Annotated in this window: 23 protein-coding genes and 2 riboswitches; of the genes, 11 read left to right on the forward strand and 12 right to left on the reverse strand. The window is 58.0% G+C overall.

The window, feature by feature from the left end; all coding sequences use genetic code 11:
* Positions 1-82: 82 nt before the first annotated feature.
* A riboswitch (TPP riboswitch) is annotated at positions 83-206 on the reverse strand.
* Between the two features lie 698 nt (positions 207-904).
* From B9H00_RS13280 to B9H00_RS13290, 4 genes are all read left to right on the forward strand, one after another.
* Positions 905-2,017, forward strand: a complete 1,113-nt coding sequence (locus B9H00_RS13280) for a serine protease family protein (protein WP_086901046.1) — start codon at positions 905-907, stop codon at positions 2,015-2,017.
* A gap of 312 nt (positions 2,018-2,329) precedes the next feature.
* A complete protein-coding gene (locus tag B9H00_RS13285; protein WP_086901047.1) occupies positions 2,330-2,674 on the forward strand; it encodes a hypothetical protein in 345 nt (114 codons plus the stop codon).
* Positions 2,675-2,809: 135 nt separating this feature from the next.
* The gene (locus tag B9H00_RS16820; protein WP_157663224.1) at positions 2,810-2,953 is read left to right on the forward strand and encodes a hypothetical protein; all 144 of its coding nucleotides are present in this window, start codon (positions 2,810-2,812) and stop codon (positions 2,951-2,953) included.
* Positions 2,954-3,020: 67 nt separating this feature from the next.
* Positions 3,021-3,614: a hypothetical protein gene (locus tag B9H00_RS13290; protein WP_086901048.1), complete on the forward strand. Its 594-nt coding sequence runs from the start codon at positions 3,021-3,023 to the stop codon at positions 3,612-3,614.
* A 19-nt stretch (positions 3,615-3,633) separates the two neighbouring features.
* Here B9H00_RS13290 and tenA read toward each other — a convergent pair whose 3' ends face one another.
* Both tenA and B9H00_RS13300 read right to left on the reverse strand, forming a co-directional pair.
* Positions 3,634-4,299, reverse strand: a complete 666-nt coding sequence (gene tenA, locus B9H00_RS13295; protein WP_086901049.1) for a thiaminase II — start codon at positions 4,297-4,299, stop codon at positions 3,634-3,636.
* 77 nt (positions 4,300-4,376) lie between these two features.
* Positions 4,377-4,530: riboswitch (TPP riboswitch) on the reverse strand.
* 88 nt (positions 4,531-4,618) lie between these two features.
* Positions 4,619-5,044 carry a VOC family protein gene (locus tag B9H00_RS13300; protein WP_086901050.1) on the reverse strand — a complete coding sequence of 142 codons (426 nt, stop codon included), beginning with the start codon at positions 5,042-5,044 and terminating at the stop codon, positions 4,619-4,621.
* Between the two features lie 124 nt (positions 5,045-5,168).
* Here B9H00_RS13300 and B9H00_RS13305 point away from each other — a divergent pair, with 124 nt between their 5' ends.
* From B9H00_RS13305 to B9H00_RS13315, 3 genes are all read left to right on the forward strand, one after another.
* Complete coding sequence (locus B9H00_RS13305; RefSeq protein ID WP_086901051.1) at positions 5,169-6,041, forward strand: LysR substrate-binding domain-containing protein; 873 nt, start codon at positions 5,169-5,171, stop codon at positions 6,039-6,041.
* 231 nt (positions 6,042-6,272) lie between these two features.
* On the forward strand, positions 6,273-7,538 hold the full coding sequence (locus B9H00_RS13310) for an MFS transporter (protein WP_086901052.1): 1,266 nt from the start codon (positions 6,273-6,275) through the stop codon (positions 7,536-7,538).
* Positions 7,539-7,636: 98 nt separating this feature from the next.
* Entirely contained in the window at positions 7,637-8,512 is an 876-nt protein-coding gene (locus B9H00_RS13315; RefSeq protein WP_086901053.1) for a pirin family protein, read from the forward strand.
* A 105-nt stretch (positions 8,513-8,617) separates the two neighbouring features.
* Here the strand turns inward: B9H00_RS13315 and B9H00_RS13320 are convergent, their stop codons facing one another.
* From B9H00_RS13320 to B9H00_RS13335, 4 genes are all read right to left on the reverse strand, one after another.
* Complete coding sequence (locus tag B9H00_RS13320; RefSeq protein ID WP_086901054.1) at positions 8,618-8,986, reverse strand: DUF4870 family protein; 369 nt, start codon at positions 8,984-8,986, stop codon at positions 8,618-8,620.
* Positions 8,987-9,060: 74 nt separating this feature from the next.
* On the reverse strand, positions 9,061-10,539 hold the full coding sequence (locus B9H00_RS13325; RefSeq protein ID WP_236944284.1) for an amidohydrolase: 1,479 nt from the start codon (positions 10,537-10,539) through the stop codon (positions 9,061-9,063).
* On the reverse strand, positions 10,529-11,863 hold the full coding sequence (locus B9H00_RS13330; RefSeq protein ID WP_269466846.1) for an amidohydrolase: 1,335 nt from the start codon (positions 11,861-11,863) through the stop codon (positions 10,529-10,531). The genes B9H00_RS13325 and B9H00_RS13330 overlap by 11 nt, the downstream gene beginning before the upstream one ends.
* 84 nt (positions 11,864-11,947) lie before the next feature.
* Entirely contained in the window at positions 11,948-13,480 is a 1,533-nt protein-coding gene (locus B9H00_RS13335; RefSeq protein WP_086901055.1) for an AbgT family transporter, read from the reverse strand.
* Positions 13,481-13,729: 249 nt separating this feature from the next.
* Between B9H00_RS13335 and B9H00_RS13340 the strand changes: the two genes are divergently transcribed.
* Both B9H00_RS13340 and B9H00_RS13345 read left to right on the forward strand, forming a co-directional pair.
* Positions 13,730-14,641: a LysR substrate-binding domain-containing protein gene (locus tag B9H00_RS13340; RefSeq protein ID WP_169713444.1), complete on the forward strand. Its 912-nt coding sequence runs from the start codon at positions 13,730-13,732 to the stop codon at positions 14,639-14,641.
* A 62-nt stretch (positions 14,642-14,703) separates the two neighbouring features.
* Positions 14,704-15,189, forward strand: a complete 486-nt coding sequence (locus B9H00_RS13345; RefSeq protein WP_086901057.1) for a YajQ family cyclic di-GMP-binding protein — start codon at positions 14,704-14,706, stop codon at positions 15,187-15,189.
* 21 nt (positions 15,190-15,210) lie between these two features.
* On the opposite strand, the gene B9H00_RS13350 is transcribed toward B9H00_RS13345, so the two are convergent.
* The gene (locus B9H00_RS13350) at positions 15,211-16,161 is read right to left on the reverse strand and encodes a lysophospholipid acyltransferase family protein (RefSeq protein WP_086901058.1); all 951 of its coding nucleotides are present in this window, start codon (positions 16,159-16,161) and stop codon (positions 15,211-15,213) included.
* Between the two features lie 262 nt (positions 16,162-16,423).
* Here B9H00_RS13350 and B9H00_RS13355 point away from each other — a divergent pair, with 262 nt between their 5' ends.
* On the forward strand, positions 16,424-17,767 hold the full coding sequence (locus B9H00_RS13355) for an MFS transporter (RefSeq protein WP_086901059.1): 1,344 nt from the start codon (positions 16,424-16,426) through the stop codon (positions 17,765-17,767).
* Between the two features lie 9 nt (positions 17,768-17,776).
* Here B9H00_RS13355 and B9H00_RS13360 read toward each other — a convergent pair whose 3' ends face one another.
* From B9H00_RS13360 to B9H00_RS13380, 5 genes are all read right to left on the reverse strand, one after another.
* Positions 17,777-19,378, reverse strand: a complete 1,602-nt coding sequence (locus B9H00_RS13360; RefSeq protein ID WP_086901060.1) for a sensor domain-containing diguanylate cyclase — start codon at positions 19,376-19,378, stop codon at positions 17,777-17,779.
* Positions 19,375-19,806, reverse strand: a complete 432-nt coding sequence (locus B9H00_RS13365) for a hypothetical protein (protein ID WP_120211713.1) — start codon at positions 19,804-19,806, stop codon at positions 19,375-19,377. Before B9H00_RS13365 ends, B9H00_RS13360 begins: the two co-directional genes overlap by 4 nt.
* 10 nt (positions 19,807-19,816) lie before the next feature.
* Positions 19,817-20,977, reverse strand: a complete 1,161-nt coding sequence (locus B9H00_RS13370; protein ID WP_086901062.1) for a porin — start codon at positions 20,975-20,977, stop codon at positions 19,817-19,819.
* A 194-nt stretch (positions 20,978-21,171) separates the two neighbouring features.
* Positions 21,172-21,897 (reverse strand): 2OG-Fe(II) oxygenase, encoded by a 726-nt coding sequence (locus tag B9H00_RS13375; RefSeq protein WP_086901063.1) that lies wholly within the window; start codon positions 21,895-21,897, stop codon positions 21,172-21,174.
* Complete coding sequence (locus B9H00_RS13380; protein ID WP_086901064.1) at positions 21,894-22,523, reverse strand: CoA pyrophosphatase; 630 nt, start codon at positions 22,521-22,523, stop codon at positions 21,894-21,896. The genes B9H00_RS13375 and B9H00_RS13380 overlap by 4 nt, the downstream gene beginning before the upstream one ends.
* Before the next feature lie 114 nt (positions 22,524-22,637).
* On the opposite strand from B9H00_RS13380, the gene B9H00_RS13385 reads away from it, so the two are divergent.
* The gene (locus B9H00_RS13385; RefSeq protein WP_086901065.1) at positions 22,638-23,213 is read left to right on the forward strand and encodes an NUDIX hydrolase; all 576 of its coding nucleotides are present in this window, start codon (positions 22,638-22,640) and stop codon (positions 23,211-23,213) included.
* The last annotated feature ends 130 nt before the right edge of the window (positions 23,214-23,343 follow it).

The following is a 23,343-nucleotide window of genomic DNA, read 5'->3' on the forward strand; positions in this document are numbered from 1 at the left end:
TGCTCCAGAGCGTGACATCAGTCAGCCGGCGCACCGCGTAGGCAGAGAAGGGGAGGTGTTGCGAGATGCCATTGATGGCAGCGTGGACCCTTCGCTTGATCCCTACGCCGGTATTAGCCGGATCAGGTTCATCGGGATCCACCGTGGTATCGCCAGGCGACACAAGGTGATCTCAGCCGGTTCCACCGGCACCCCGTCAAGCAGCAATGGTCATGCCATCGCGGGCTCAGTCTGTGCTGTTCAGCGCCGGACGGTCAAGCCCTGTCCGGCGCCTTACCTCGCAAAAGGTGCAACGAGCCTGAAAAGTGCCCGAAAATGCGCATGACCTTTTATGGGAAAGCATGCTAGGTAAATGCTGCGGGCGTTTAGCACGACCAAAAAGGCCAATAACGCCTAAAGTTTGATCCAGCACATGGCGATAGAGAAAAAATGATCGCGTTCAAGGTCCGATTCTGCGTGGCTGCTGGCGCGTGCCATTCTATCGCAGGATGCTCCAGAAACTGCTCAACCTCTATCTTGCATAATGATGGGGTGTTGCATGACATGAATGCGAACGAAGAGTCGAATTCAACAACAGCAGGTTTGCTCAGTGCGCAGGCTATAGCGTTTTATCCGTAAGGTAGCCCAGGTCCTATCCATTAGCTTCAGGGGGTATCTCTTTGTATATAAACTTATATTTATATATACAGTATTGCTGAGAACGGCAAATCGTGCCAGCACGCGAATTTGGTATGGGCAGCCAACATTTGCTTTGCCAATAATAAAATTAATGAGGTAGGTTGGATCAGAGCGGCTGAATAACCCAAATGAACCTGCCGGTGCGTTTATTGAGGTTATAGAGCTGACTATATGATCACTGTTAGGCATCTTTTGCCGGCCTCAACTAACCATATAGGAGTTAAGTTTGGCAGCAGCTAGTAATTCTGTCGTTCATTTGACGATGAGATATCAAAAGACTGAGCTTTCAATCGGCTCAGGAGTTATCTATAAGCACGGATCAGACTACTTTATTGTTACAGCTTGGCATAATCTGGCCGGTCGACATTCTGAAACATTAAAGCCATTATCAAAGAAGTTGGCAATACCTGATAATGTAGTGGTTAATCTTGCCGTTAGTGTGGCTACTTTTGGTGTGGTGACTCGCCACTCAATTACAATACCCTTGGTTGATGAAGATAAATCACTTTTTTATATTCATCCTGAAAATTATCCTAGAGTGGATGTGGCGGCTATACCCTTTGATCCTGGTGCAACTTTTTTGTCTGAAGTATACCTTTCAACAGGTGAATGTAGAGACATGAATTTCTCCCCTGTCATGAAAGTACATGGCGGTGAAACTACTGAAATATGCCCTATACAAAGCTATCTTGTTCCAAATTCTGAAGTGATTGAGAAATGGTTTAATAGCGTTGATGTGACTGAGGAATTATTTATTCCAGGGTATCCGCACAATGTGCAGGACTTTTATTCACAGCCTGTATGGAAGCGGGCCACAATTGCTTCATCTGTACAGCAGGGTTGGAACAGGGAACCAAAATTTCTCATCGATAGCGCGTCAAAAAGCGGGATGTCAGGTTCTCCCGTGCTGTACTACAACCCTAACGGGAGGGTTCAAATTCGCGGCTCTACATATCAACTCAACCAAGAAGCTGTGATTCTCGCAGGTATCTATGTGGGACGTATAGGTGTTCAGGGAGAGATGGACCCTCAAATTGGGACTGTATGGAAAAAATCAGTAATAGACGAGATTATAGAAGCAGAGCACTTCGAAAAGCTCCCGTATGAAATAGAGTTGTCGCACGATGAGATGGTCGATAATATGCAAGGTATATTGGCAACGTGCTCTTTTCAGGGCCTTCAGAATATTAAAAATCCAGAATTGCCATCTAGGTATTATGTTCGAAGATCGTTGATGGAAAAAATATGTGGAAGAGCTAGCTCAGAAAATGCTCTTGCTGCAGTGCTTGATGCAGCAGAAAAATATGATGGTGAGTTGATCCCAGATGAAAATGCCTAATAAATCAAAGCACGCGGATGTAGCGAAGCTGCACCGGCTTTGAAGCGTTATATATTTTCAAAATAAGGAGAGTTACTTTGAGTAAATCAAAAAATGATCTCTGCAGTATTGCTAGGGCTGGTTCAGGCAATGTAGTGTTTGAGTTTGAGTAAATAAATATAACAAGTGGCTGTAGCATCAGCTGCAAAAAGCGCGGCTTGGACACTCACTACGTTCGCGCCGCTAAGCCGCGTGTTAAATAGAAAAGGAATATATATGCCAGCTTCTAGATTTTTGATCGAAAACAACGGTTAAAGCCAGGATAATATTAAGTTGGCGCTAGATGAGGCTTATCACCTATGCAAAGAAGCAGGACTTAAACGGATTGTGTTATTGTTCCTCGTAAAAGGTAGTTTTGGGTCTTCTGATATAGCAATATTTCTTGGTCCGCAAGTGACAAAAGCGTTGAGTAAAGGTGAAGCCGTCGATCTGGATGACGGCATTCGCCTAGAATTCAATATACCTAAAAATATTTCAAAATATGAAAATTATCAGGTGGTGCTTGCCGCATATCTAACTGATAAAGACATAGACATTGTTGACAGTATCGGAAATGTTAGCACTATCGTCTTCCTGCCTTGGCTAGAGGTGGATGGAAAGCGTTGGCTATCAACATAGAATCCAAAAATTGTTGGCGCTTCTTCTTGGGTGGCATCGCAATCATCATTGCCAACTCCTATTCAAAAGTAAATTTTACGACTGGGTCGCTGTATCAACATGTCAACAGGGCTAAGCCATCCATCGGATAAAGACATGGCAAAAAGAGCCTTCTCTGACCTTAAAAAACAAGGGCACACGGCAACAGAGGAGGCAATAAGGCAATTTGCTTTAAATAATGACTGGGAGCCTAAAAGGGCTCAAGAGTTAGCAAGTTTTGCAAAAAAATATATAAGCTAGAATGTCTAACAATGCTATGTACGCGACATGCGCGTGCATGGCGGCGTCATATTTATAGGCAGGGGATATGAGTCAAGAAATACACATCGGTATTTCGTATCAGGAAGACATTTCTCAGGATTTTATAGATGAGTTCTCTGCCACAGTTTCTGATCCCCGTCTCCAGATAAAAATTGAATCGCGATCCCGTGGTTTCTACGCCTCTATTGACTGGGCCTTGCCGACATTGGTGATCGCGTATTTGGCAAAACCGTACTTCGAGGGATTCCTCCAAGAGGCCGGAAAGGATCATTATCAGGCTCTGAAGAAAGGTATCTTGCAGCTTACTCGTAGGCTATACGGCAAACATCCGGAACATAGAGATCGGAAGCGCTCATTGCTATTTTCAACCATAGTGTCTTTGCAAGATGGAAGGTCTCTGAAGTTTGTTTTTCCGGAAGGTGTGTCGCTAAAAAAATATGAGGTTGCGGTTGATTCGATGTACAGACTCTTGTCAGAGCACTTCCAGATGTACCCTAGCGATAGTATCACCGAAATTGCAGAAAATCTGAGTACTCCTAGTAGGTCACTCTATTTCGAGTTCGACCCCGAGCAAGAAATCTGGATGCTACTTGATCCTTTGCTCGAAGCTCAGGTAGAGCATGCGAAGCAGAAAATATAACAATCGGTTGCATAGCCGCTCAGCTTGCCGCATCAAGCCCCATCTGCCAGAAGGCGCTTTCAAGACGCGTGGCATCACGAAAGGTGGTGATCAACTGCTCAAAACGCCTCGGCGACACCTCGGCCAGCCGCGCATCCAGCCAGCGGCGCTCCCGCCGGGCGGCCTGCTGGTAGTTCTCGTCGCGATACATGTCGATCCACGCCTGATAGGGGGTATCAGAAGTCACGGTCTGTGGGTGTGACGTGATCCAGTCGGCCACTTCGGCGTAGCCGATCAGGCACGGCGCCAGCGCCACATGCAGGTCCAGCAGTTCGCCCCGGTGGCCGCAGTCCAGCACGAAGCGGGTATAGGCCAGCGTTTCGTGGGCTTCGGGTAGATCATGCAGGCTTTCTTCATCGATGCCCCATTCCCGGCAATAGCCTATGTGCAGGCCCATTTCGGTATCCACGATGGTCTTTAAACTGTCCAGCGAGTGACGCAGCTCCGTCATGTCGCGGCTTTTGTAGACGGCCAGCCCCCAGGCACGGGCGAAGTGGATCAGAAACAGATAGTCCTGCTTCAGGTAGTGGCGAAAGGATTCCTCTGAGAGCGTGGCGGCGCCAAGTTGTCGCACGAAATCGTGCTCGATGTAAGCGCGCCAGTCGTTCTGACAAGCGTTGATCAGGTCGGTAAGGCAGTAGCCCATAAAGCCTCCGGTGGTAGCGATCCGAAGGGCAGGCGAGAAGATCGAGGAAGTGGCGTGGAGAAGAGTGAGACGTTACACCGGCGCCATCGCTTGATCCCTACGCCGGTACCCGCGCTTTTCCAAACAGCGCATTAGCCGGATCAGGTTCAGCGGGACCAGCGCTTGGCACTCTCAAAAGAGCACGTCCTGCGCTATCTCAGCCGGAATTCACCGGCACCCCGTCAAGCAGACGATGGCCAGGCCATCGCACTGTCACTCTGTGCTGTTCGGCGCCGGGCGGTCAAGCCCTGTCGGCCGTCCTCCATCGCAAAAAGCGGGTCTATTTGGCGAAGAGCTGGCTCATGTCCTTGAAGGCCTTGAATTCAAGAGCGTTGCCGCAGGGGTCGAGCAAAAACATGGTCGCCTGCTCGCCGGGCTGATCCTTGAAGCGCACGTAGGGCTCGATCACGAACACCGTTCCGGCCGCTCGAAGTCGCTCGGCCAGCCGCTCCCACTCCTGCCAGCCCAGTACAATGCCAAAGTGAGGAATCGGAACATCATGTCCGTCGACTGGATTGGTATGGGCATTCTCCTGAGCGGGCGTTTTGGGATGTTCATGAATCACGAGCTGATGGCCGTAGAAATCAAAGTCGACCCACTGATCGCTTGAGCGCCCCTCGCTCAATCCGAAGGTCTCGCCGTAAAACGCCCGGGCTGCAGGCAGATCATGTACCGGAATGGCCAGGTGAAAGGGAGAAAGTGCCATGGAGAGCTCCTGTCAGGATGAAAATTCGCCTTTGGAAAGCACGAATACCCTCAATATGAATGCGGAATAATCGAATAAAAAGCGCATAATATGCCCGTCTGAAAACCATAAAGCAGGATTCGTGATGTTTGAGGAGCTCAAGGCGCTGCTGGCGGTCGTACAACATGGCACGTTTGAATCGGCGGGGGCACAGATCGGCTTGTCACGATCGGCCATCAGCTCGCGCATCCGCCAGCTTGAAAACCGACTGGGCATGACGCTTTTCATTCGTACCGGACGTGCGCTGCGCCTTTCACCGGACGCTCAGCGAGTCGTGCGCCTGGCCAGGCAGATGCTGGCACTGGCCGATGAGATGCAAAAAAACGATGGCACTGCTCTGCAGGGACATCTACGTCTGGGGGCCATCACCAGTGTGCAGGGCACGCTGCTGCCGCCGGTGCTGCGGGACATGCGCATGCAGGCGCCTGATCTGCATGTCCAGCTGATACCGGGCGTGTCACTGACGCTGTTGGATCAGGTGGATCGGGGCGAGCTGGATATGGCGCTTTTGATTCGCCCGCCCTTTGCGCTGCCGGCGTCCCTTCAGGGGGAGGTGTTCCATCGCGAACCGTTTGTGTTGATTACCCCGCATGAGGTGACCGGCGGCGATCCGCTGGAGATTCTGGCCGGACATCCCTTTATCCAGTACGACCGCAGCTCCTTTGGCGGACGTCAGGTGGCCGGTTTTTTAAAGCGTCAGCGCCTTGCACCCTCGACCGTGCTCGAGGTCGACGACATCGAGGCCATTGTGCGCATGGTGGCCTCCGGTCTCGGCGTTGCACTGGTGCCGATGGGGGGGCTGTGGTGTCGGGACATCGATCGCGACATTCGCGTTCATGCACTGCCATCACCTGCCATCGAGCGTGAGCTGATGATGGTGACGCGCGCCCCGCTGATGCCGGGCTCTGCGCAGGCCTTGCTACGCGAGTGCCTGATGGCCTCTCAGGATGATCCATGAGGGAAAGGTAGAACGTAATGGCGTCACGTCTGGTGGCCGTGAGTATGGCCCGAACGTTCTATAGTACGTGGCAAATGAATAGCACGTGGCGAACGAAGGCCAGGTCTCGAATGAAGGGTACGTCACAAGTGAACGGCACGTCGCGACCAGTCCGTCGCGCACACTGCCGGTTGATGTCAGACAATGAAGGGTTCAACGCCGCCGACAGGCGGCAGATGCCAGGGAGAGACCATGCCCCTTACCAGTGACAAGGGCAACGGCACATCGGATGTGTCCAATGTATCGTTTCAACAATCATCGCAAGGTGCCGAGTTCATCGAGCGTGGCGGCCCCGATTATCGACCGACCATGCTGGCGCTGTTTCTGGGCGCCTTTTCTACCTTTGCGCTGCTGTACTGCGTCCAGCCCATGCTGCCGATTTTGTCCGAGGCCTTCGGGATCGATCCGGCCAGCACCAGCCTGGTGCTGTCGGTATCGACCGGTATGCTGGCGGTAGGGCTTTTGATTACCGGGCCGCTGTCGGACGCCATCGGGCGCAAGAAAATGATGTCGCTGGCGCTGTTGAGTGCCTCTGCGCTGACGATCGGTGCATCGTTCATGCAGGACTGGGGCATGATCCTTGTCATGCGGGCACTTGCGGGGCTTTCCATGGCGGGGCTGTGTGGCGTGGCGATGGCCTATCTCAACGAGGAGATACACCCGAGCTTCATCGGCGTGTCGATGGGGCTTTATATCGGCGGCAATGCCATTGGCGGCATGAGCGGACGATTGATCAGCGGCGTCATGGTGGATTTCGTCAACTGGCGAGTGACGCTGGCCACCATGGGCATCATTTCGCTCATCAGTGCGCTGGCGTTCATGAAGATGCTGCCGGCCTCACGTCACTTTGAACCCAGAAAGCTGAGCATCGCCAATCTGGCAGGGGCCTTTCGGCTGCACTTTCGTGATGCCGGACTGCCGTGGCTGTTTCTGGAGGCGTTCCTGCTGATGGGCAGCTTCGTGACGCTGTTCAACTACATTGTCTATCGCCTGCTGGAAGCGCCGTATCACTTCAGCCAGACGGTGATCGGGCTGTTGTCGATCGTTTATCTGTCGGGTATCTACAGTTCGGCCTGGGCCGGGGGGCTGGCCGACCGACTGGGGCGCTCGCGCGTGTTCTGGGTCTTCGTGGTCGTAATGCTCGCAGGCCTTGCCCTGACGCTGGCCTCACCCGTGGCACTGATCATGGTCGGCATGTTGATCTTCACCTTTGGTTTTTTTGCCGCCCATTCGATCGCCAGCGGCTGGGTCGGGCAGCGCGCCACACAGGCCCGCGGTCAGGCCTCTTCGCTTTATCTGTTCAGCTACTACCTGGGCTCGAGTCTGGCCGGCACGCTGGGCGGCACCTTCTGGGACATGGCCGGCTGGAATGGCGTGAGTGCCTTCATCGCGGTGCTGTTGCTGCTGGCGCTGCTGGTGGGGCTGCGGCTGCGCCGATTGAGCATGGCGGCGGCGTGAATCCGCGTCATTCCCATGACAGGTTAACGGCGCAGGCGGGGGATGTGTCTTACACTGATCGTCACCCGTGTTTCATTTAAATACAGGACAAAACACCGATGACAGCTCGAAAAGTACGGCACCTGCATACCGCCATTCGCGATGACATCGGCGATCTGATTACGCATCGACCGTTGCCCGGCCCCTCGATCGACTATCTCGATCCCTGGTTGTTTCTCAATCATCACGGGCCGCAGGTTTACGATCGCGATAACAAGGGCCTGCCGTTCGGCCCACATCCCCATCGCGGTTTTGAAACCGTCACCTTTATTCTCGATGGCTCGTTGGCGCATGCCGATAGCGGTGACCATGAAAGCATCATCAACGCCGGCGGCGTGCAGTGGATGACCGCCGGCAGCGGTCTGGTGCACTCGGAGGTTTCGCCCGAAGCCTTTCGGCGCGAAGGCGGCCGCATGGAAATTCTCCAGCTCTGGATCAATCTGCCCGCCGAGCTCAAGATGACCGAGCCGCGCTACACCGGGCTTCAGGCCGATGAGCTGGTGCAGGTCGAACTCGATAATGGTCGGGGACACATGACGCTGATCGCCGGTGAGTTCGATCAACAGGGCAGTACCTTCCGCGGCCCGATCGAAACATTGACGCCCACCTTCATGTCGGTCATCACCATCAGGGAAGGCTCACTCATTCACCTGCCGGTACCCGAGGATCACGAAATTTTCTGCTACGTGGTGCGTGGCAACATCATGATTTCCGAGCAGGCGATTCGCCCCTGCCACTTGATCGAGTTCGAGCAGGAAGGGGATAACGTCGAGATCCGCGGCTCAGGCGATGCGACCCTGCTGTTTGGTCACGCCCCACGACTCAAGGAGCCGATGGTGTCTCACGGCCCGTTTGTGATGAACACGCGTGAGGAGATCGAGCAGGCGGTCGATGATTATCGCAACGGTCGCTTTGGTGGATTAAACGCCGTGTAGCGAACGCGCCCTGAGAAAACAAACAACGCCCGTAGCGGTTGCTGCGGGCGTTGTTTATGGGCAAAGGCTTGTGTCTGTAGGGAAAGGACCAGGCCGAAGGCGCGACTACCAGGCCCAGTTCATCAGCGGCGACGGGATACGTCGGCGCTCGAGTTCGCGCCAGCCCCGCGCGCAGCGCACGATGATCCACACCGTAATCAGCGGAAACAGCAGCACGCCGACGCCCAGAAACGAGAGCATTGTGGCCAGCGCCATATAAAAAAGCCCGATCCAGAAGGTGCGGATCAGGAAGGTGTAGTGATCATACAGCCAGCCTGACGAGCGGCCGCGATAGATATAGGCGATGACCAGACCGGCCAGCGCGGTAATGCCGGTCAGGAGACTGGCCAGATAGAGAGCGTAGCCGATGCGCACCATCATGGGGTCATCGTCGGCGCCGGGTTGATCATGAAGTACCGGGTCCCTGTCGGTCACGAAACGGCTCCTCGTGAGAGTAATATCGCGCCATCATAACCCGACAGGGAAAGGGCTGTCCGCGCTGGTTCGACTCAGGAAGCCAGCGGCGAGGGTGTCACGTCCGGCGGAATCGGACAGATGTAGGGCGTACGCGCGTTCACACGCGACAGTTCCTCGCGTGCCTGACTTACCCGCTCGGGATCTTCCAGCAGCCGCAGAGCCGTGCTGCCCAGTATCTCTGCCGCTCGCAGCATGCCCTTGTGACCCAGCGCACTGCGCCCTTGAGCGACGACCTGCCAGGTATGCAGAGCCGTGCCGATGGCAAAGCAGCTGACATAGCACTGTGCGGTGGGTACCACGCGGCTGACATCGCCGACATCGGTGGAGCCCTTCATGATTTCCCGACCATCGCCCGGTGTGAGCACGGCATCGGCCAGCGCCTGATCCTCAAACGCTTCGATACGGGCCTGAGTGTCGTTGCCGGTCATCCGACGCATGGTGTCGAGATCGGCCCGCCTGCCTGCCGGGGTGAGGGTATCGGCAATCTTACGGGCATAGCGTTGATCCTGCTCGTCAAAGTCAGGCGCGCCCAGCGTCTCCATCTGCTCGAACATCAACGCTTCTAGCGTGCGATTGGGCAGGTAGCTGGAGCAGGCCTTGTCGAACGTCACCTCGACACTCGTGCCGGTCATCAGCGCCGCACCGCGAGCCACCTCCTGCAGACGGTCGTAGATCTCCTCGGTCTCGGGCATGGCGGGGGCGCGTACCAGATAAAGGACCTCGGTGCTGGACTGGACCACGTTGGGGGAATTGCCACCGGCATCGGTCACCGCGTAGTGAAGACGCGCCTGTTCCGGGACGTGTTCGCGCAGATAGTTGGCGCCGATGTTCATCAGCTCGACCGCGTCCAGCGCACTGCGGCCCAGGTGTGGCGAGTTGGCGGCATGGGCGGCCGTGCCATGAAAGCGAAAATAGGCCTGAATGTTGGCAAGCGTCGGCGTCGAAAAAAGCCCGGTAAACGTCATGGGGTGCCAGGTGAGCGCCACATCGACGTCGTCGAACAGTCCTTCGCGGACCATGAAGGTCTTGCCCGAGCCGCCTTCCTCGCCTGGGCAGCCGTAAAAGCGCACGGTGCCGGCCCCTTCGAGTCTGCCACACGAGTGCAGCTCATCCCGCACGGCCACGGCGGCGGCCAGCGCCGCCGTGCCCAGCAGGTTGTGGCCGCAGCCATGCCCATGGCCGCCGGGTTCGAGTGGCTCGTGGGCACTGGCGCCGCCGCGCTGGCTGAGCCCGGGCAGGGCATCGAACTCGCCAAGCAGGGCAATCACCGGTGCACCGCTGCCAATGCTGGCCACGAACGCCGTCTCCATCCCGGCCACGCCGCGCTCGACATGAAAGCCTTCGGCCTCGAGCGCATCAGCCAGCAGGCGGCTTGAAACGTGTTCCTCAAAGCGGGTTTCGGGATGGTCCCAGATGGCATCGGCCAGTGCGATGAACTGATCGCGACGTGCCTCGACCCGCGCACTGAGGCGCATCGCCGGGGTCTCTTCACGTGGGGCTTCAGCGGTCATGGCGCGCTCCCGGTAACGCCATGTCGAAGGCGAGATGGGCCAGGGTGCGCACCGCCAGCGGCAGCACGTCCTCGTTGAAGTCAAAGCACTGATGGTGGTGGCCGGCGGCCAGCTCGGTGCCAAAGATCATGTAGGTGGCAAGCCCACCGCGCTCCTGCACTCGCTTCATCATGCAGGTCGCATCCTCGGAGCCCGAGGGTTCGCTGATGCGTGGCGTGACCACCTCAACGCCCGGCAACCCTTCGATGCGCTTTTGGATGTAATCGACCAGTGCCGGGCTCGAGGTACAGGTATCGGCTTCACCGGCGAGGCTGTACTCGACACTGACGCCCTGCATCTGCGCGGCCCCCTCGATGACATCGATCGCGCGGCGGCGCATTTCTTCGTTGATGACCGTATTTTCGCCGCGGGTCTCGATCTTCATCATCGCCGTGGCAGGGACAACATTACGACCGCTGCCGGCGTTGAGCACGCCGACATTGATGCGCGAGGCACCACCGCTGTGACGGGGAATGGCATGCAGCCCCACGGCGGCCTGAGCGGCAGCCAGCAGGGCATTGCGCCCCTCTTCAGGACGACCGCCGGCATGGGCCGGCACGCCGGTATAGCGCACGTCGAGCTTGGTCGTGGCCAGATAGCCATCCTGAGCGCAGACAATTTCGCCGCAGGGAATGTCCAGACCGATGTGGGTGGCAATGAAGACATCAACATCATCGAGTACGCCGGCGGTCACCATGGAGCGGGCCCCGCGTACGCCTTCCTCTGCCGGTTGAAAGATCAGCTTGATGCGCCCGGAAAGCTCGGATTCAAACGTCTTGAACAATCGTGCCAGCCCCAGCCCGATGGTGGTATGACCGTCATGACCGCAGGCATGCATCATACCGGCATTTTGCGAGCCGAAGCCCTGCTGTGCCGGGCGGTGCGAGGCCTCGCGGGACTCTTCAAGGTCCAGCGCGTCCATATCGATGCGATAGCCGAGGGTGGGCCCGGGGCGACCGGTATCAAGGACGCCCACCACGCCGGTGAAACCACCGGAGAGCTGAGGGAGCCAGCGCTCGATGGCGCCCTGAGTACGCGCGCGCGCCTCTTCACGGGCCAGAGTATCGGCGTCAGGTACGCCCATGCGTGAGGTATCATCAACGACATCGCGTCCCAGCGTGACCTGATAGCCAAGACGGTCAAGTTCCTCGGCGACCAGTGAGGCAGTGCGAAATTCGACCCAGCCTGACTCGGCGTGCTGGTGAAAATCGCGCCGCCAGGCGGTGAGCTGCGGCGTGAGCGTCTCAAGCTGGGTATTGAGCTGTGGCATCAGGGATTCGGACATGCGGGATTTTCCTTTTTTGAATATCAGGGCCTTTGAAGGCCAGACGCGTCTATGGGGGTCTGCGCGCTGGCCGTCGTTGGCACGCTAGGGCATCAGCGCGTGAATGCCGGGTCCGAACGGCAGACCAAGCAGATAAAAGGCCACCAGCATCACGATCCAGAGACTCAAAAAGGCCAGCGTGTAGGGCAGCATCAGCGAAATCAGCGTGCCCAGTCCTGCCTCTCGGTCGTATTTTCGGATAAACGTCAGCACCACCACCATATAGGGGTTGAGCGGTGAGATGATGTTGGTCGAGGAGTCCGCGACGCGATAGGCCATCTGGATAAAGGCCGGGTGATAGCCCAGCTGCATGAACAGCGGCACGAAGATGGGGGCTTCCAGCGCCCACTTGGCCGAGCCCGAAAAGATCAGCAGGTTCATGAAGCCGGTAAACAGGATGTAGCAGATGATGACCGGCAGACCGGTGAAGTTGATCGAGGTCAGAAGCTCTGCACCGTTGACCGCCAGCCAGCTGCCGATATGCGTCCAGCCAAACCAGGCAATGAACTGCGAAGCGGCAAAGATGAGCACGATATAGCCGCCCAGATCCCGCATGGCCTCTGCCATGCGCTCCGAGACATCCCGGGAGGTTTTGATTTTGCCGGTGGTAACGCCATAGGCCACGCTGACGGTGATGAAAAACAGCAGAATGATCGGGATGATGCCCGACAAAAAGGGCGAGGGGATCAGGCCGCCGTCGTCGTTTTTAAGCGGCGAATCCGGCCACAGCACCAGCGTGGCTAGCCCGCCAAGATAGAGAAGTGCTGCGATGCCGGCGTTGCGCAGGCCTCGTCCGGCACTGGCCGGCTCGTCACTTTCGACCCGTTCAACCTCGCCCTGATAGGTGCCCAGTCGTGGCTCGGTAATGCGTTCGCTGATCTGAGCGGCGACCACGGTCAGCACCACGACCGACAGACAGTTGAAATACCAGTTGTCGACCGGGGTGACCACCATGTCGGGATCGATCAGCCGGGCAGCTTCCGTAGAAATGCCGGAGAGCAGAGCGTCGGTACCCACAATCAACAGATTGGCGGTAAAACCGGCACCGGCGCTGGCAAACCCGAGCGCCAGTCCCGCCACCGGATGACGCCCCAGCCCGTGATACACCATGGAGGCCAGCGGCGGCAGCAGAATCAGCGACGCATCGGAGGCCACATTCATCATGATGCCGGTAAAGGCGACCGTATAGGTCACCAGCTGGCGAGGGGCCGACATGACCGTGCGGCGAATCAACACATCCAGCAAACCGATCTTTTCGGCAAGCCCGATGCCCAGCATCATCGACAGCACCAGCCCGAGCGGGGCAAAGCCGGTGAAGTTGGTCAGCATTGATCCCAGCATGAAGCGTACGCCTTCACTGGAGATCAGGCTTCGTATGGGCTGGTTCTCGCCGGTCGCCGGCAGGACAACGCTGGCGTCGACGGCGGCAAAGATCACGGAGGCGATCAACACGACCACGGCCAGGGCGACAAACAGCATGAAAGGGTCGGGCAAGCGATTGCCCAGGCGTTCGATGGTATTGAGCCAGCGCGTCGAGCGGCGTGGCTCATGGGCCTGTTGGTGCGTGGTGGCAACCATGATGGGGGCTCCGAGTAACGTATTATTGTGTGCCGTGCAGTCCCGGCGATTGTTATCGGTTACCTGATGCCAATGGGCGGGTTTTTATCGATATGATGGGCCGCATCGAACGTTCAGGTCATATCACTGTATGAGAAAGCGATGGCCGTTTGGCAGATACCGCTGTGTTCTGCCTGATACCCGAGTGTTATCACGGTAGATGACCACGCGATGCAGGGGCCCGTGCGATACATGACAAGAGAGCAGAGGATGGATTCAGGTAGAGCAGAACCGCGGCTGCATCACATTCGGGCCTTTGTGGCCGTGGCCACCCACGGCAGCATCCGCTCGGCCGCGCGTGAGCTGGGCATGTCGCAACCGGCCATGACCCGGTCCATTCGCGAGCTGGAAGCGCTCATGAATACGGCACTGCTGGTGCGCGGGGCCAGCGGTGTGACGTTGACCGACAGTGGGCGGGCGCTTGAACGTCATGCCCGGATGATCGTCAGTGAACTCAGACGGGCGCGTGACAGTGTGGATCAGGTCAGCGGTCGTGGTCGTGGTCATGTGGCCATCGGGGTATCGGCTACCGTCGCCCGGACCATTCTGCCGGCGGTTGTGGCCCGCTTTCAGAAGGACTATCCGCAGGTGAGCATGCATCTTCAGGAGGGACAGCTGTCGGCGCTGGTCGAGCGGCTGCGTTCCGGAGAACTCGATTTTACGATCAGCACGGTGGATACGGACACCATCGATCATGATCTGCGTATTCAGCCGCTGTTCGACAAGCCATTTGTGGTGGTCATGCGCCATGATCATCCGCTGGCCGGGGCCACCAACCCCGAGATGCTGTGTCATGCCCGCTGGGTGTTGCCCACGCCGCGAAGCGGCTATTACGCCGGTCTTTATCGCTGGCTGGATGAAAAACACATCATCAACGCACAGTCACGCCTTGAGTGTGATTCCTTTACGACCTCGCTGAACCTGATCGCCCAGAGCGACATGATCGGGGTCTTTGCTCAGGGCATGGTGGCCCATCATGGCATGGCCGGTCTGGTCGAACTGAGCCTTGAAACACCGCTGCCGTCGGCGCGCTTTCACCTGGTCCGCCATCAGGAACGGCCTCTGACCCCGGCGGCAGAACGGCTGGCACAGCTTTTTGAATACGAAAGCCGTGCCGGATGAATGGGCCTTGCCCGCGGACTCGGCTAGAATCAGCCCCTTTGGCGCATTCAGGAGACCATGCCATGCCTTCTTTCGATATCGTGTCCGAATTTGACAAGCATGAAGCCACCAACGCTGTCGATCAGGCCAACCGCGAGGTACAGACTCGCTTTGACTTTCGTGGGGTCGATGCCAGCTTCACTCTGGAAGGAGAGAAGGTGTCGCTGGAAGCCGATGCCGATTTCCAGCTCAAGCAGATGCTCGACATCCTGCGTTCCAAACTGATCAGTCGGGGCATTGATGCCCGCTGCATGGATGAGCAGGAGCCCGTGCTGTCCGGCGTCAAGGCGCGTCAGGAAGTTCAGCTCAAGCAGGGCCTCGAGCAGCCTGACTGCAAGGCGATCGTCAAGCAGCTCAAGGAGTCGAAGCTCAAGGTGCAAAGCGCCATTCAGGGCGACAAGGTTCGCGTGACCGGCAAGAAACGCGATGACCTGCAGCAGGCCATTGCGCTGTTGAAAAGCGAAGAGGGGCCGGATCTGCCGCTGCAGTTTGATAACTTCCGCGATTGATGCGACCCGCGGCCTCCGGCGTCAGAGCTTGCGGCCGCCACGTCCCTGCTTGTAAAAGCGCTGCTCGCGCCAGCCGGGCACGTTTTCGCGCTGGCCGGGCGTGCGCCGATAGCGCTTGTATTCCCATTGATACTGCATGGGGTCCAGTGCAATGGCATTTTCGACACTGGCGTTGACGCCACGCGCTGACAGGGCGTCATCATCCTGGGCATAGACTCGCTCGTCGGCCTTGAGAAAGTGGATATCAAAGCCGCGTCGATCCTCGCGCCGTCTGGCCACGCCGGTCACGACCCGAGCGTTGGTGCGCGAAACCAGCCGTGGCAGCAGGGTGGCGGTGTAGGCCGGATAGCCAAGGAAGTCGGCAAATTCGCCGCTGCCCCAGTCCGGCACCTGATCGGGCAGAATGCCGATCGCCTCGCTGCGCTTGAGGGCCTTTAAAAGCGCCGCCACACCGCGCGAGGTCGTGGGGACGAGACTGGCTCCCATGCGCTCGCGACCGTGTCGAATGACGGGGTCAAGCGCACTGATCTTGGGCGGTTCGTACATGGCCGTGAACGGGAAGTGGCTGGAGAGCCAGAAGTTGAGAATCTCCCAGTTGCCAAAGTGGGGCGCCAGCACGATCACGCCGCGTCCCTCGGCGCGCGCCTCATCGAGCAGTTCACGCCCATGCACCTCGACAATCGACTTCTCCACCGCCTCGGGATCCCCCTGCCAGGCAAATCCCAGCTCCATCATGGTCGCGATCGAATGGCGCAGGCTGTCATGAATCTGCTGTCGGCGGGTCTGTTCGCTGACCTCCGGAAAGGCCTGGCGCAGATTCATGCGCGTAATGCGTCGCTCGCGCACGCCAATCAGGCTGTAAACGGGTTCGAAACGTGAGGCCAGACGCCACAGAGTGGACGGCGTGCGCTGCGAGAGCACTTGCCAGAGGCGCATGATAAGGCGCGCCTGCCAGTTGTCTTTCATCGTCATTGCTACGCTTTGGTGGTGTCGAAATCGACGGGGAGTATAACCAGTTGACTGCGCGGCTTCATGGCCGGGTGGTGCGATAACCCAGGATGACCTGTCCCGGGAGGTGCCGTCAATGCTGGAAAATCCCTCGCAATCGGGCCAGCCTGTAGCCATCGATTCAAGTCTGTCGCTTATCGATTGAAGCCAGAGCAATTGATGTTTCAAGGCGCGTTGACCGTCAATGCTACTGACCCATCCATGTTCGCCGTCCTGTGAGGAAGCCATGGCTCGTCCACTGTTGACCCTGATCCTGCCACCGCTGCTGGGGCTTTTCATTCTGGCCCTGGGCAACGGGTTTCTATCCACGCTGGTGACATTACGACTCGATAACGCCGGCGCCTCGGTGGAGACCATCGGCTGGGTGTCCTCGGCCTACTATGTGGGACTGGCGCTGGGGGCGGTGCTCAACGATCGTCTGCTGCTGCGCATCGGACATATCCGGGCCTATGCCTGCTTTGCCTCGCTGGTGGCCGCCGCCGCACTGGCTCAGGCGCTGTGGCTTGATGCCGGCTGGTGGTTTGCCATGCGTCTGGTGGGTGGCTGGGCCACGGTCGGGGTCTATCTGGTGATCGAAAGCTGGCTTTTGACCAGCGGCGATTCGGCCCGCCGCGGCCAGATACTGGCCTTTTACATGATCTCGCTCTACGCGGCGCTGGCACTCGGGCAATTGCTGCTGGGGCTTTTCGAGGCGCCTTTCGATGCCACGCCCTATGTGGTGATCGGTATGCTGGCGTCGCTTTCGGTACTGCCGCTTTGCATCATTCCCCGGGTGTCGCCACTGCTGGAGCATGCCGTGCCGCTGCCGCCCTGGCGGCTGATTCGCGTGACGCCGACCGGGATCATGGGCGTTTTTGGCTCGGGACTGATCGTGGCGGCGCTCTATTCGCTGCTGCCCCTGTATCTTCAGCAGACGGGACTGTCGGTTGAACGGCTGGGTCAGTTCATGGCCGCGGTCATCGTGGGCGGTATGGCCCTGCAATATCCCATGGGGCGATGGTCGGATCGCCATGATCGCCAGATTGTTCTGATCATTCTTGGCATGACGCTGATTGCGCTCTCCCTGGCGTTGCCGCTGGCGGCGGCCATGAGCGAGCTGGCACTGGGCATTGTGCTCTTTGTGTTCGGAGGCATGGCGTTTTCGCTCTATCCGGTGGCCATGAGTCACGCCGCCGATCGAGCGCCGCCCCAGGCGCTGGTTGGCATGAGTCAGGGGCTGCTTCTGATCAATGCGGTGGGCTGCACGCTCAGCGCCCCCATACTGACAGGGGTGATGGGGCAGACGGGCGGTAACGGGCTGTTCTATGGTCTTGCCATGATCTCGGCGGCCATGGCGCTATTTTTCATGTGGCGGCGCAGTGTGCGTCCGGCCCCGCAGCCGGTGGCGCCGTTTGCCGCACACCCGGTACAGACCGTGGTGGGTGCCGAGCTTGATGTGACTGAAGAGATGGTGGCCGGGGCTGAAATTCAGGCAGAAAAGGATGAGGCCGAAGAGGCGGCGCATCAGGACAATGCGCGTTATGACAGTGCTGCGCACGCCAATGATAAAACGGCACCTCTCTCACAGTGAGGGTAAGGATCAGATATCGAAGGTGAGATTTTGATCATGAAAGCGCCAGGTGTTACGGCCTTCGCGCTTGGCTCGATACATCGCCTGATCGGCCAGCTGGACCAGTGTCCTGACATCATCGGTATCGCTGCCCAGTACTGCGATGCCGATGCTGATGCCCAGCTGCACCTTTTGACCGTCAGCCAGCGTTAGCGGCTGGTTGATGCTGTCGATCAGACGCTGCGCCATGACGGCCAGATCCTCGCGAGGTGTGCGATGATCGAGCAGCATCACGAACTCGTCGCCGCCCAGGCGGGCTGAAAAGTCATGCTGGCGCGAGATGGCGCGCAGTGTTCCGGCGATCTGCTGGAGCACTTCATCGCCGGCATGGTGGCCATGGGCATCATTGATCTGCTTGAAGTGGTCGAAATCGAGCAGCATCAAGGCATGGTGATGTTCAGGATGAAGGCGGTGATAGCGCTCGATGACGCTCAGCCGACGCTCGAAACCCAGACGGTTGCCTAGCCCGGTCAGCGGGTCGGTCATCGCCAGTTTCTCGGCAGCTTCAGCCGTCCGACGCCGCTCGGTGACGTCGTGGGCCACGCCCTGAAGACGGCCCTCTTCCAGACGGCTGACCATGACGTTGACCCAGCGCCGCTGTTCATTTTCGCCTATCGCCATTTCCCATTCGCGAGTGCCGTCCCGACGGGCACGGCGCGTGGCAAGCTCTTCGGTGGTAGGACAGCCCTCGCTGATCAGCGATGTAAAGGTGATCGGCGGTGCGGTGGTATCCAGCGCTCTGCCCGCCAGAAATAGCCGGCAAAAGGCTGGATTGGCGGACAGCAGATGCCCCTGACCGTCGAGTTCAAAAATGCCGGCCTCGACGTTGTCAAAGAGCGTGCGGTAGCGTCGCTCCTCGATTTCACGGGCCAGCCGCTGCCGGCGTTCCTCGCTCAGGCTGCTGACCAGACGATCGATCATGGCATTGACGCTAAACACCAGCTTGCCGATCTCATCCTTGTGATGGCCTCCGGGTGGGGGCAGTTTCTGACCCGTTTCCGCCTCCAGGGAGTGCAGTTTTTGTGAAATATCACTGATCGGGCGGGTCACGAAATAAAATACCACCAGAATCACGCTCAGGCCGATCCCCAGAAGCTGCAGGACAAGCGCCATTGACAGAAATCGCGTGGCGTTGTTGACCATACTATCAATCCAGTCCTGATCCGGTACCAGCGTCATGCGGCAGACCTCCTGAGCGGGGTCGAACGGGGAGTGGATGGTCCGGGTCATGGGCGTCCCGCCCTGATGCTCGTTGGCATTGGCATGATCGGCCAGTGCGCTGTCATCGCGACGAATCAGCCGCGCTTCACGCACGATACGATTGCTCAGGAGCCCCTGGGTCACTTCACCGGCCAGCTGTGTGTCGTCCAGAAAACAGGCGATCTGGGCCGTGCGCTCGACCGTGGCAATCAGCCCCTCAAGCCGCGTTTGCTGGATTTTTTTTTCGGATTCAGCACGCAGGTGTACGGCCGAGACCAAAAAGGCGATCCCCAGTGCGCCCACGATGACGACGATGCTGGCGGCAGCGCGCAGGGCCAGCCGGCTGCGGAAAAGGCGCATCAGGCCTTTCATGGCGACTCACTGATGGTCAGTAAAACGCGCATGTTCGGCGGCATTTCGGCGACGTCCACATAGCCGAGAGCGTTGTTGTTGTGCGTCACGATGTCGACAAGATCCTTCAGCGTGTCGGTCTGCTGTGGGGGAGAGGCGCGGCCGGAAAAGACCAGTCTTGCCCAGTAGGAATTGATCTCGGCCATGTCCTTTTTCACCAGCGCCTTGTAAAAACGAGCCTTGAGCGGTCCCTGATCGATCGGCAGGGCCACGCTGTTATCAGGCAGGCGCCGGTAGCGGCCCATGAAAATATTGACCGCCTCGCCATGGTTGATCTGGTGTACGGGACTTGCCTCGTTGATGACGATGGCAATGTCGGCCCGGACCGGGGTGCTGATTATCAGGACAGCAACTGTGGCAAGGCACGTCAGGGGCATGAAGCGGGGCACGGAAGTCTCCTTAAAAGATGAAATCCAGCCCGAGGCTGACAAGGTTTGATTGATCGTCCTTCCAGGTGCCGTCGGTTCCACGCCACAGCAGTCCGGGTGAGCGGGTATGGATACGGTCAAACTGGGCCTTGAGGGCCAGGTTGGTGGCCACGTCATAGCGAAGCCCCAATGACCAGGTGTTCTGATTGACGTTGGAGCTGAAGGGATCTTCGCTATCATCATGCGTTCTGATGCCTGACATCAGCGCATAGGGTGTCCATTGCTCCATTCGCCACGCTGCTGAGACAAATCCGGTATCCAGCCAGGTACTACCCCTGGCAAAAATGTCGCGATTCCAGGTCGCCTGCAGTTGCAGGGGCCCCGAGCTGTAGGACGCTCCCAGTGAATAGACCTGTATTTCGTCAAAACCGGTCAGACGATTCAGGTAGTCATTGGCATCGATGTTGAAAAATTGACTTACAAGGTCAGCATCAGCGCCGCTGAAATCAACGTCTGACCGAATTCGGGTATAGCCGGCGCGAAACCTCCAGGGGCCGGTTTCAAAATTGAGATGACCGCCCAGCACGTGGTGGGCATCAAAATCCACCTGCAGGGCATCTGTCATGAAAAATCGGCTGTCGGAAGTGCCGGCAAAAAAACGTGCCCAGACCAGATCATCGCCGACCGGTCGGGTAAAGGTCATGTCAGCACCATCAATATAAGTCAGCTGCAGCACCCCGAAATGATCCACAGGTGGGCGAATCCAGGGGGAGGCATAGCCGATATAACGTGACTCCGAGAGCAGGTCGACATCCCAGCCCAGCCGGCCGACCCGCATCTGAAAATCCGGTGTCGGGGCGTAACGCACAAAGGCCAGCATCAGCTCGGGGCTGAAATCACCAGAGCTGCGATACTGGCTCATGCCCTGCACCACGGCATCGAGCTCGCTGGTCAGAAACAGGCTGGCCTGCAGGCCCAGCCGCGTATCGGTTCGGGCGCTCAAGCCCTGTTCGGCGCCTTTGGGCTGGCCGGTGTCACGCACAAAGTCGGCTTTTCCTTGATCGCTGTGAATGAGACCCGCCGTGCCAAACCCACTAATTGTTACCCGGTCTTCCAAAAGGTGTGTCTGCGCCTGAGCAGCGGTGCTGCCTATCAGCAAAAGCGTTGTCAGCAAAAGTGCATGAAACTTCATCAGACTTGGGTCTCGCCACGTCGAAAAACAGAGTCGTCGACAAAAGTTTCATCCGTCGAGCGTCAAGAACGAGCAACTTATGTCGGCCGTAATGGCATCGACTTTAACGGCGAGGGGAAAGAAATCATGCGATGAAAAGAGCACGATAACGAGGGCATTCCAATGTCTGCCGCTGTCATCGTGATGCCAGGGGATTAACGTGCCGGATCGACCACGCCATTGACCGAGGCATTGCGTCGAAACCAGCCGGCAATGCTGGCACGCGGCAGACGGGTGGGCAGTACCTCATGGGGGACGGCGTCCGACAGAAAACAGGCCAGCGTGCCGGCCTCCGGGTGCACCCGGGTCATTTCGCGAATCGGGGCGTGTGGATCGAAACCATCCGGCCCCTGCTGCTGGCTTTCGAACAGCACCATCTCGCCGCCGCCATCAATGGGCCAATCGCGGTTGAGATAGGTCACCGTGGAGATCACCCGATTGGCGCGTCCCTGAAAGCTGTCCACGTGACGCTTGTAAAAGGCGCCCGGTGGGTAACGGGCAAAATGGGCCTCGAACTCGAACAGACCGATGAACAGCGCCCGGTTGATCTCCTCGCGCAGCTCATCAAGGCGCTGGAGATAGACCTGCTGAGCCGGGCTTTCCCGGTTCAGCCAGCGGATCGCGTCGCCGCGAACGCTGGAGGCCAGCTGATGTTCCTGTAGTCGGCCAATACCGGCGCTTGTCAGGGCGTCATGCGCTTCAAGACGCTCAAGATCAGACAGCAGGGCGTCTATCAGTGCTGATGAAAAGAAGTCGCGCTGATGACTGAATCCCTGGTGAATCAGGTCTTCGATGAGGACGTCGATACGCTCCGGGTTCAGGGGCGAGGCCGCCAGCAGGGCTTGAACCTCGCGGTCAAAATCATCAATGACGGTACTCATGACGGGCGCCTGCGTGAGGGTCGAGGAGGAAGATGGCGAAGGGGCGAGGCTTCAGGATAGCGATCCAGCCCGATATCCACATGAAAGGCGACGCTTAAAAGTTCGACGACCATCATCGCTGACAGCCCCCATAGCGTGTGCTCAAAAATCGTGTAGCTGGGCACATACCAGCAGGCGTCATCATCGCGAATCACGTCGGTATGCTGGCGCGGGTCGGTCATCAGGCGTGCCAGCTCGACCTCAAAGATGGTGTCGATCTCATCGGGATTGGGCGTAAAGGACACGTCGGGCCCAATCAGCCCTACAAAGGGTGTCACGATCATGCCGTTGGCGGAAAAGCGCTCGGAAAGCCGGCCCAGCAATTGCACCCGCTCGGGCGGCAGGCCGATCTCCTCGAAACTTTCCCGCAGGGCGCAGTCCTCAAGGCTTTCGTCTTCGGGGTCCAGCTTGCCGCCCGGAAAGGCCACCTGCCCGGCATGAGAGCTCAGACGCGCGTTGCGGCGCGTGAGCAACAGGGTGGGCGTTTCATGGTTGATGATCGGCATCAACACGGCAGCCCGTGGATGATGACCGTCCAGCCGGGCCGGGCGATAGTCATGAAGTCGATGTTGCGCCGCTAGCAGCATAAGGGACACTTTCCAGAAAAATCAGGGCGTCATGACAAAATCGCCAATCGACACATGAAGTGATCAGACGTAGTGTAAAGCGTTCGGTCACTCGCCGTAAGCGACGGGGAAAGCATGAATTTTTGCAGTCATTGCGGCGCGCCGGTGCGCTTTGCCATTCCATTGGACGATGATCGTCCGCGTTATCTGTGTGACAACTGCGGCACCATCCATTATCAGAATCCACGGATTGTGGCCGGTAGTCTACCCATTGTGGATGATCGGGTACTGCTGTGTCGGCGGGCGATTTCCCCGCGGGAAGGGTACTGGACGCTGCCGGCCGGATTCATGGAAAACGGCGAAACCACGCCCGAGGCCGCCATTCGAGAAACCCGCGAAGAGGCCTGTGCCGAGATCGAGCTGGGTGGTCTCTACACCATGGTTGATCTGCCGCACATCAATCAGGTCTACATGATCTATCTGGCGCGACTGCGCAATGATCTTGAGCCGGCCTTCTCGGCAGGGCCTGAAAGTCTTGAAGTGCGTCTTTTCCGTGAAGAGGACATCCCCTGGTCGGAGCTGGCCTTTTCCACCATTACGAAAACGCTTGAATACTATTTCCGCGACCGAGCCCGCTTTGGTCGCGACGCACTCGATGTTCAGCACCTGGCGCTGTATCCCCTGCATGCCGATGTGATTCGCCGCTGGTAGTCCAGCGGCGGTGCACCGCACAACTTCTGCGGCAACCCACGTTGCCCGCTGGACCATCCACCGCTGGACCATCCACCGTTGGATAGTGGCATAATTGCGGCTTTTCCTAGGGCCGGTTCGGCCGACAACG

Origin of the sequence: Kushneria marisflavi (assembly GCF_002157205.1) — a bacterium.
Lineage (GTDB): Bacteria > Pseudomonadota > Gammaproteobacteria > Pseudomonadales > Halomonadaceae > Kushneria > Kushneria marisflavi.

Coding starts and splice junctions, on each gene's coding strand:
- B9H00_RS13310 (WP_086901052.1), top strand. CDS start 6,273: ATGCCCCTTACCAGTGACAAGGGCAACGGCACATCGGATGTGTCCAAT.
- B9H00_RS13355 (WP_086901059.1), top strand. CDS start 16,424: ATGGCTCGTCCACTGTTGACCCTGATCCTGCCACCGCTGCTGGGGCTT.
- B9H00_RS13385 (WP_086901065.1), top strand. CDS start 22,638: ATGAATTTTTGCAGTCATTGCGGCGCGCCGGTGCGCTTTGCCATTCCA.
- B9H00_RS13335 (WP_086901055.1), bottom strand. CDS start 13,480: ATGGTTGCCACCACGCACCAACAGGCCCATGAGCCACGCCGCTCGACG.
- B9H00_RS13375 (WP_086901063.1), bottom strand. CDS start 21,897: ATGAGTACCGTCATTGATGATTTTGACCGCGAGGTTCAAGCCCTGCTG.
- B9H00_RS13345 (WP_086901057.1), top strand. CDS start 14,704: ATGCCTTCTTTCGATATCGTGTCCGAATTTGACAAGCATGAAGCCACC.
- B9H00_RS16820 (WP_157663224.1), top strand. CDS start 2,810: ATGGCAAAAAGAGCCTTCTCTGACCTTAAAAAACAAGGGCACACGGCA.
- B9H00_RS13315 (WP_086901053.1), top strand. CDS start 7,637: ATGACAGCTCGAAAAGTACGGCACCTGCATACCGCCATTCGCGATGAC.
- B9H00_RS13370 (WP_086901062.1), bottom strand. CDS start 20,977: ATGAAGTTTCATGCACTTTTGCTGACAACGCTTTTGCTGATAGGCAGC.
- B9H00_RS13350 (WP_086901058.1), bottom strand. CDS start 16,161: ATGACGATGAAAGACAACTGGCAGGCGCGCCTTATCATGCGCCTCTGG.
- B9H00_RS13325 (WP_236944284.1), bottom strand. CDS start 10,539: ATGACCGCTGAAGCCCCACGTGAAGAGACCCCGGCGATGCGCCTCAGT.
- B9H00_RS13340 (WP_169713444.1), top strand. CDS start 13,730: ATGGATTCAGGTAGAGCAGAACCGCGGCTGCATCACATTCGGGCCTTT.
- tenA (WP_086901049.1), bottom strand. CDS start 4,299: ATGGGCTACTGCCTTACCGACCTGATCAACGCTTGTCAGAACGACTGG.
- B9H00_RS13380 (WP_086901064.1), bottom strand. CDS start 22,523: ATGCTGCTAGCGGCGCAACATCGACTTCATGACTATCGCCCGGCCCGG.
- B9H00_RS13290 (WP_086901048.1), top strand. CDS start 3,021: ATGAGTCAAGAAATACACATCGGTATTTCGTATCAGGAAGACATTTCT.
- B9H00_RS13300 (WP_086901050.1), bottom strand. CDS start 5,044: ATGGCACTTTCTCCCTTTCACCTGGCCATTCCGGTACATGATCTGCCT.
- B9H00_RS13330 (WP_269466846.1), bottom strand. CDS start 11,863: ATGTCCGAATCCCTGATGCCACAGCTCAATACCCAGCTTGAGACGCTC.
- B9H00_RS13305 (WP_086901051.1), top strand. CDS start 5,169: ATGTTTGAGGAGCTCAAGGCGCTGCTGGCGGTCGTACAACATGGCACG.
- B9H00_RS13360 (WP_086901060.1), bottom strand. CDS start 19,378: ATGAAAGGCCTGATGCGCCTTTTCCGCAGCCGGCTGGCCCTGCGCGCT.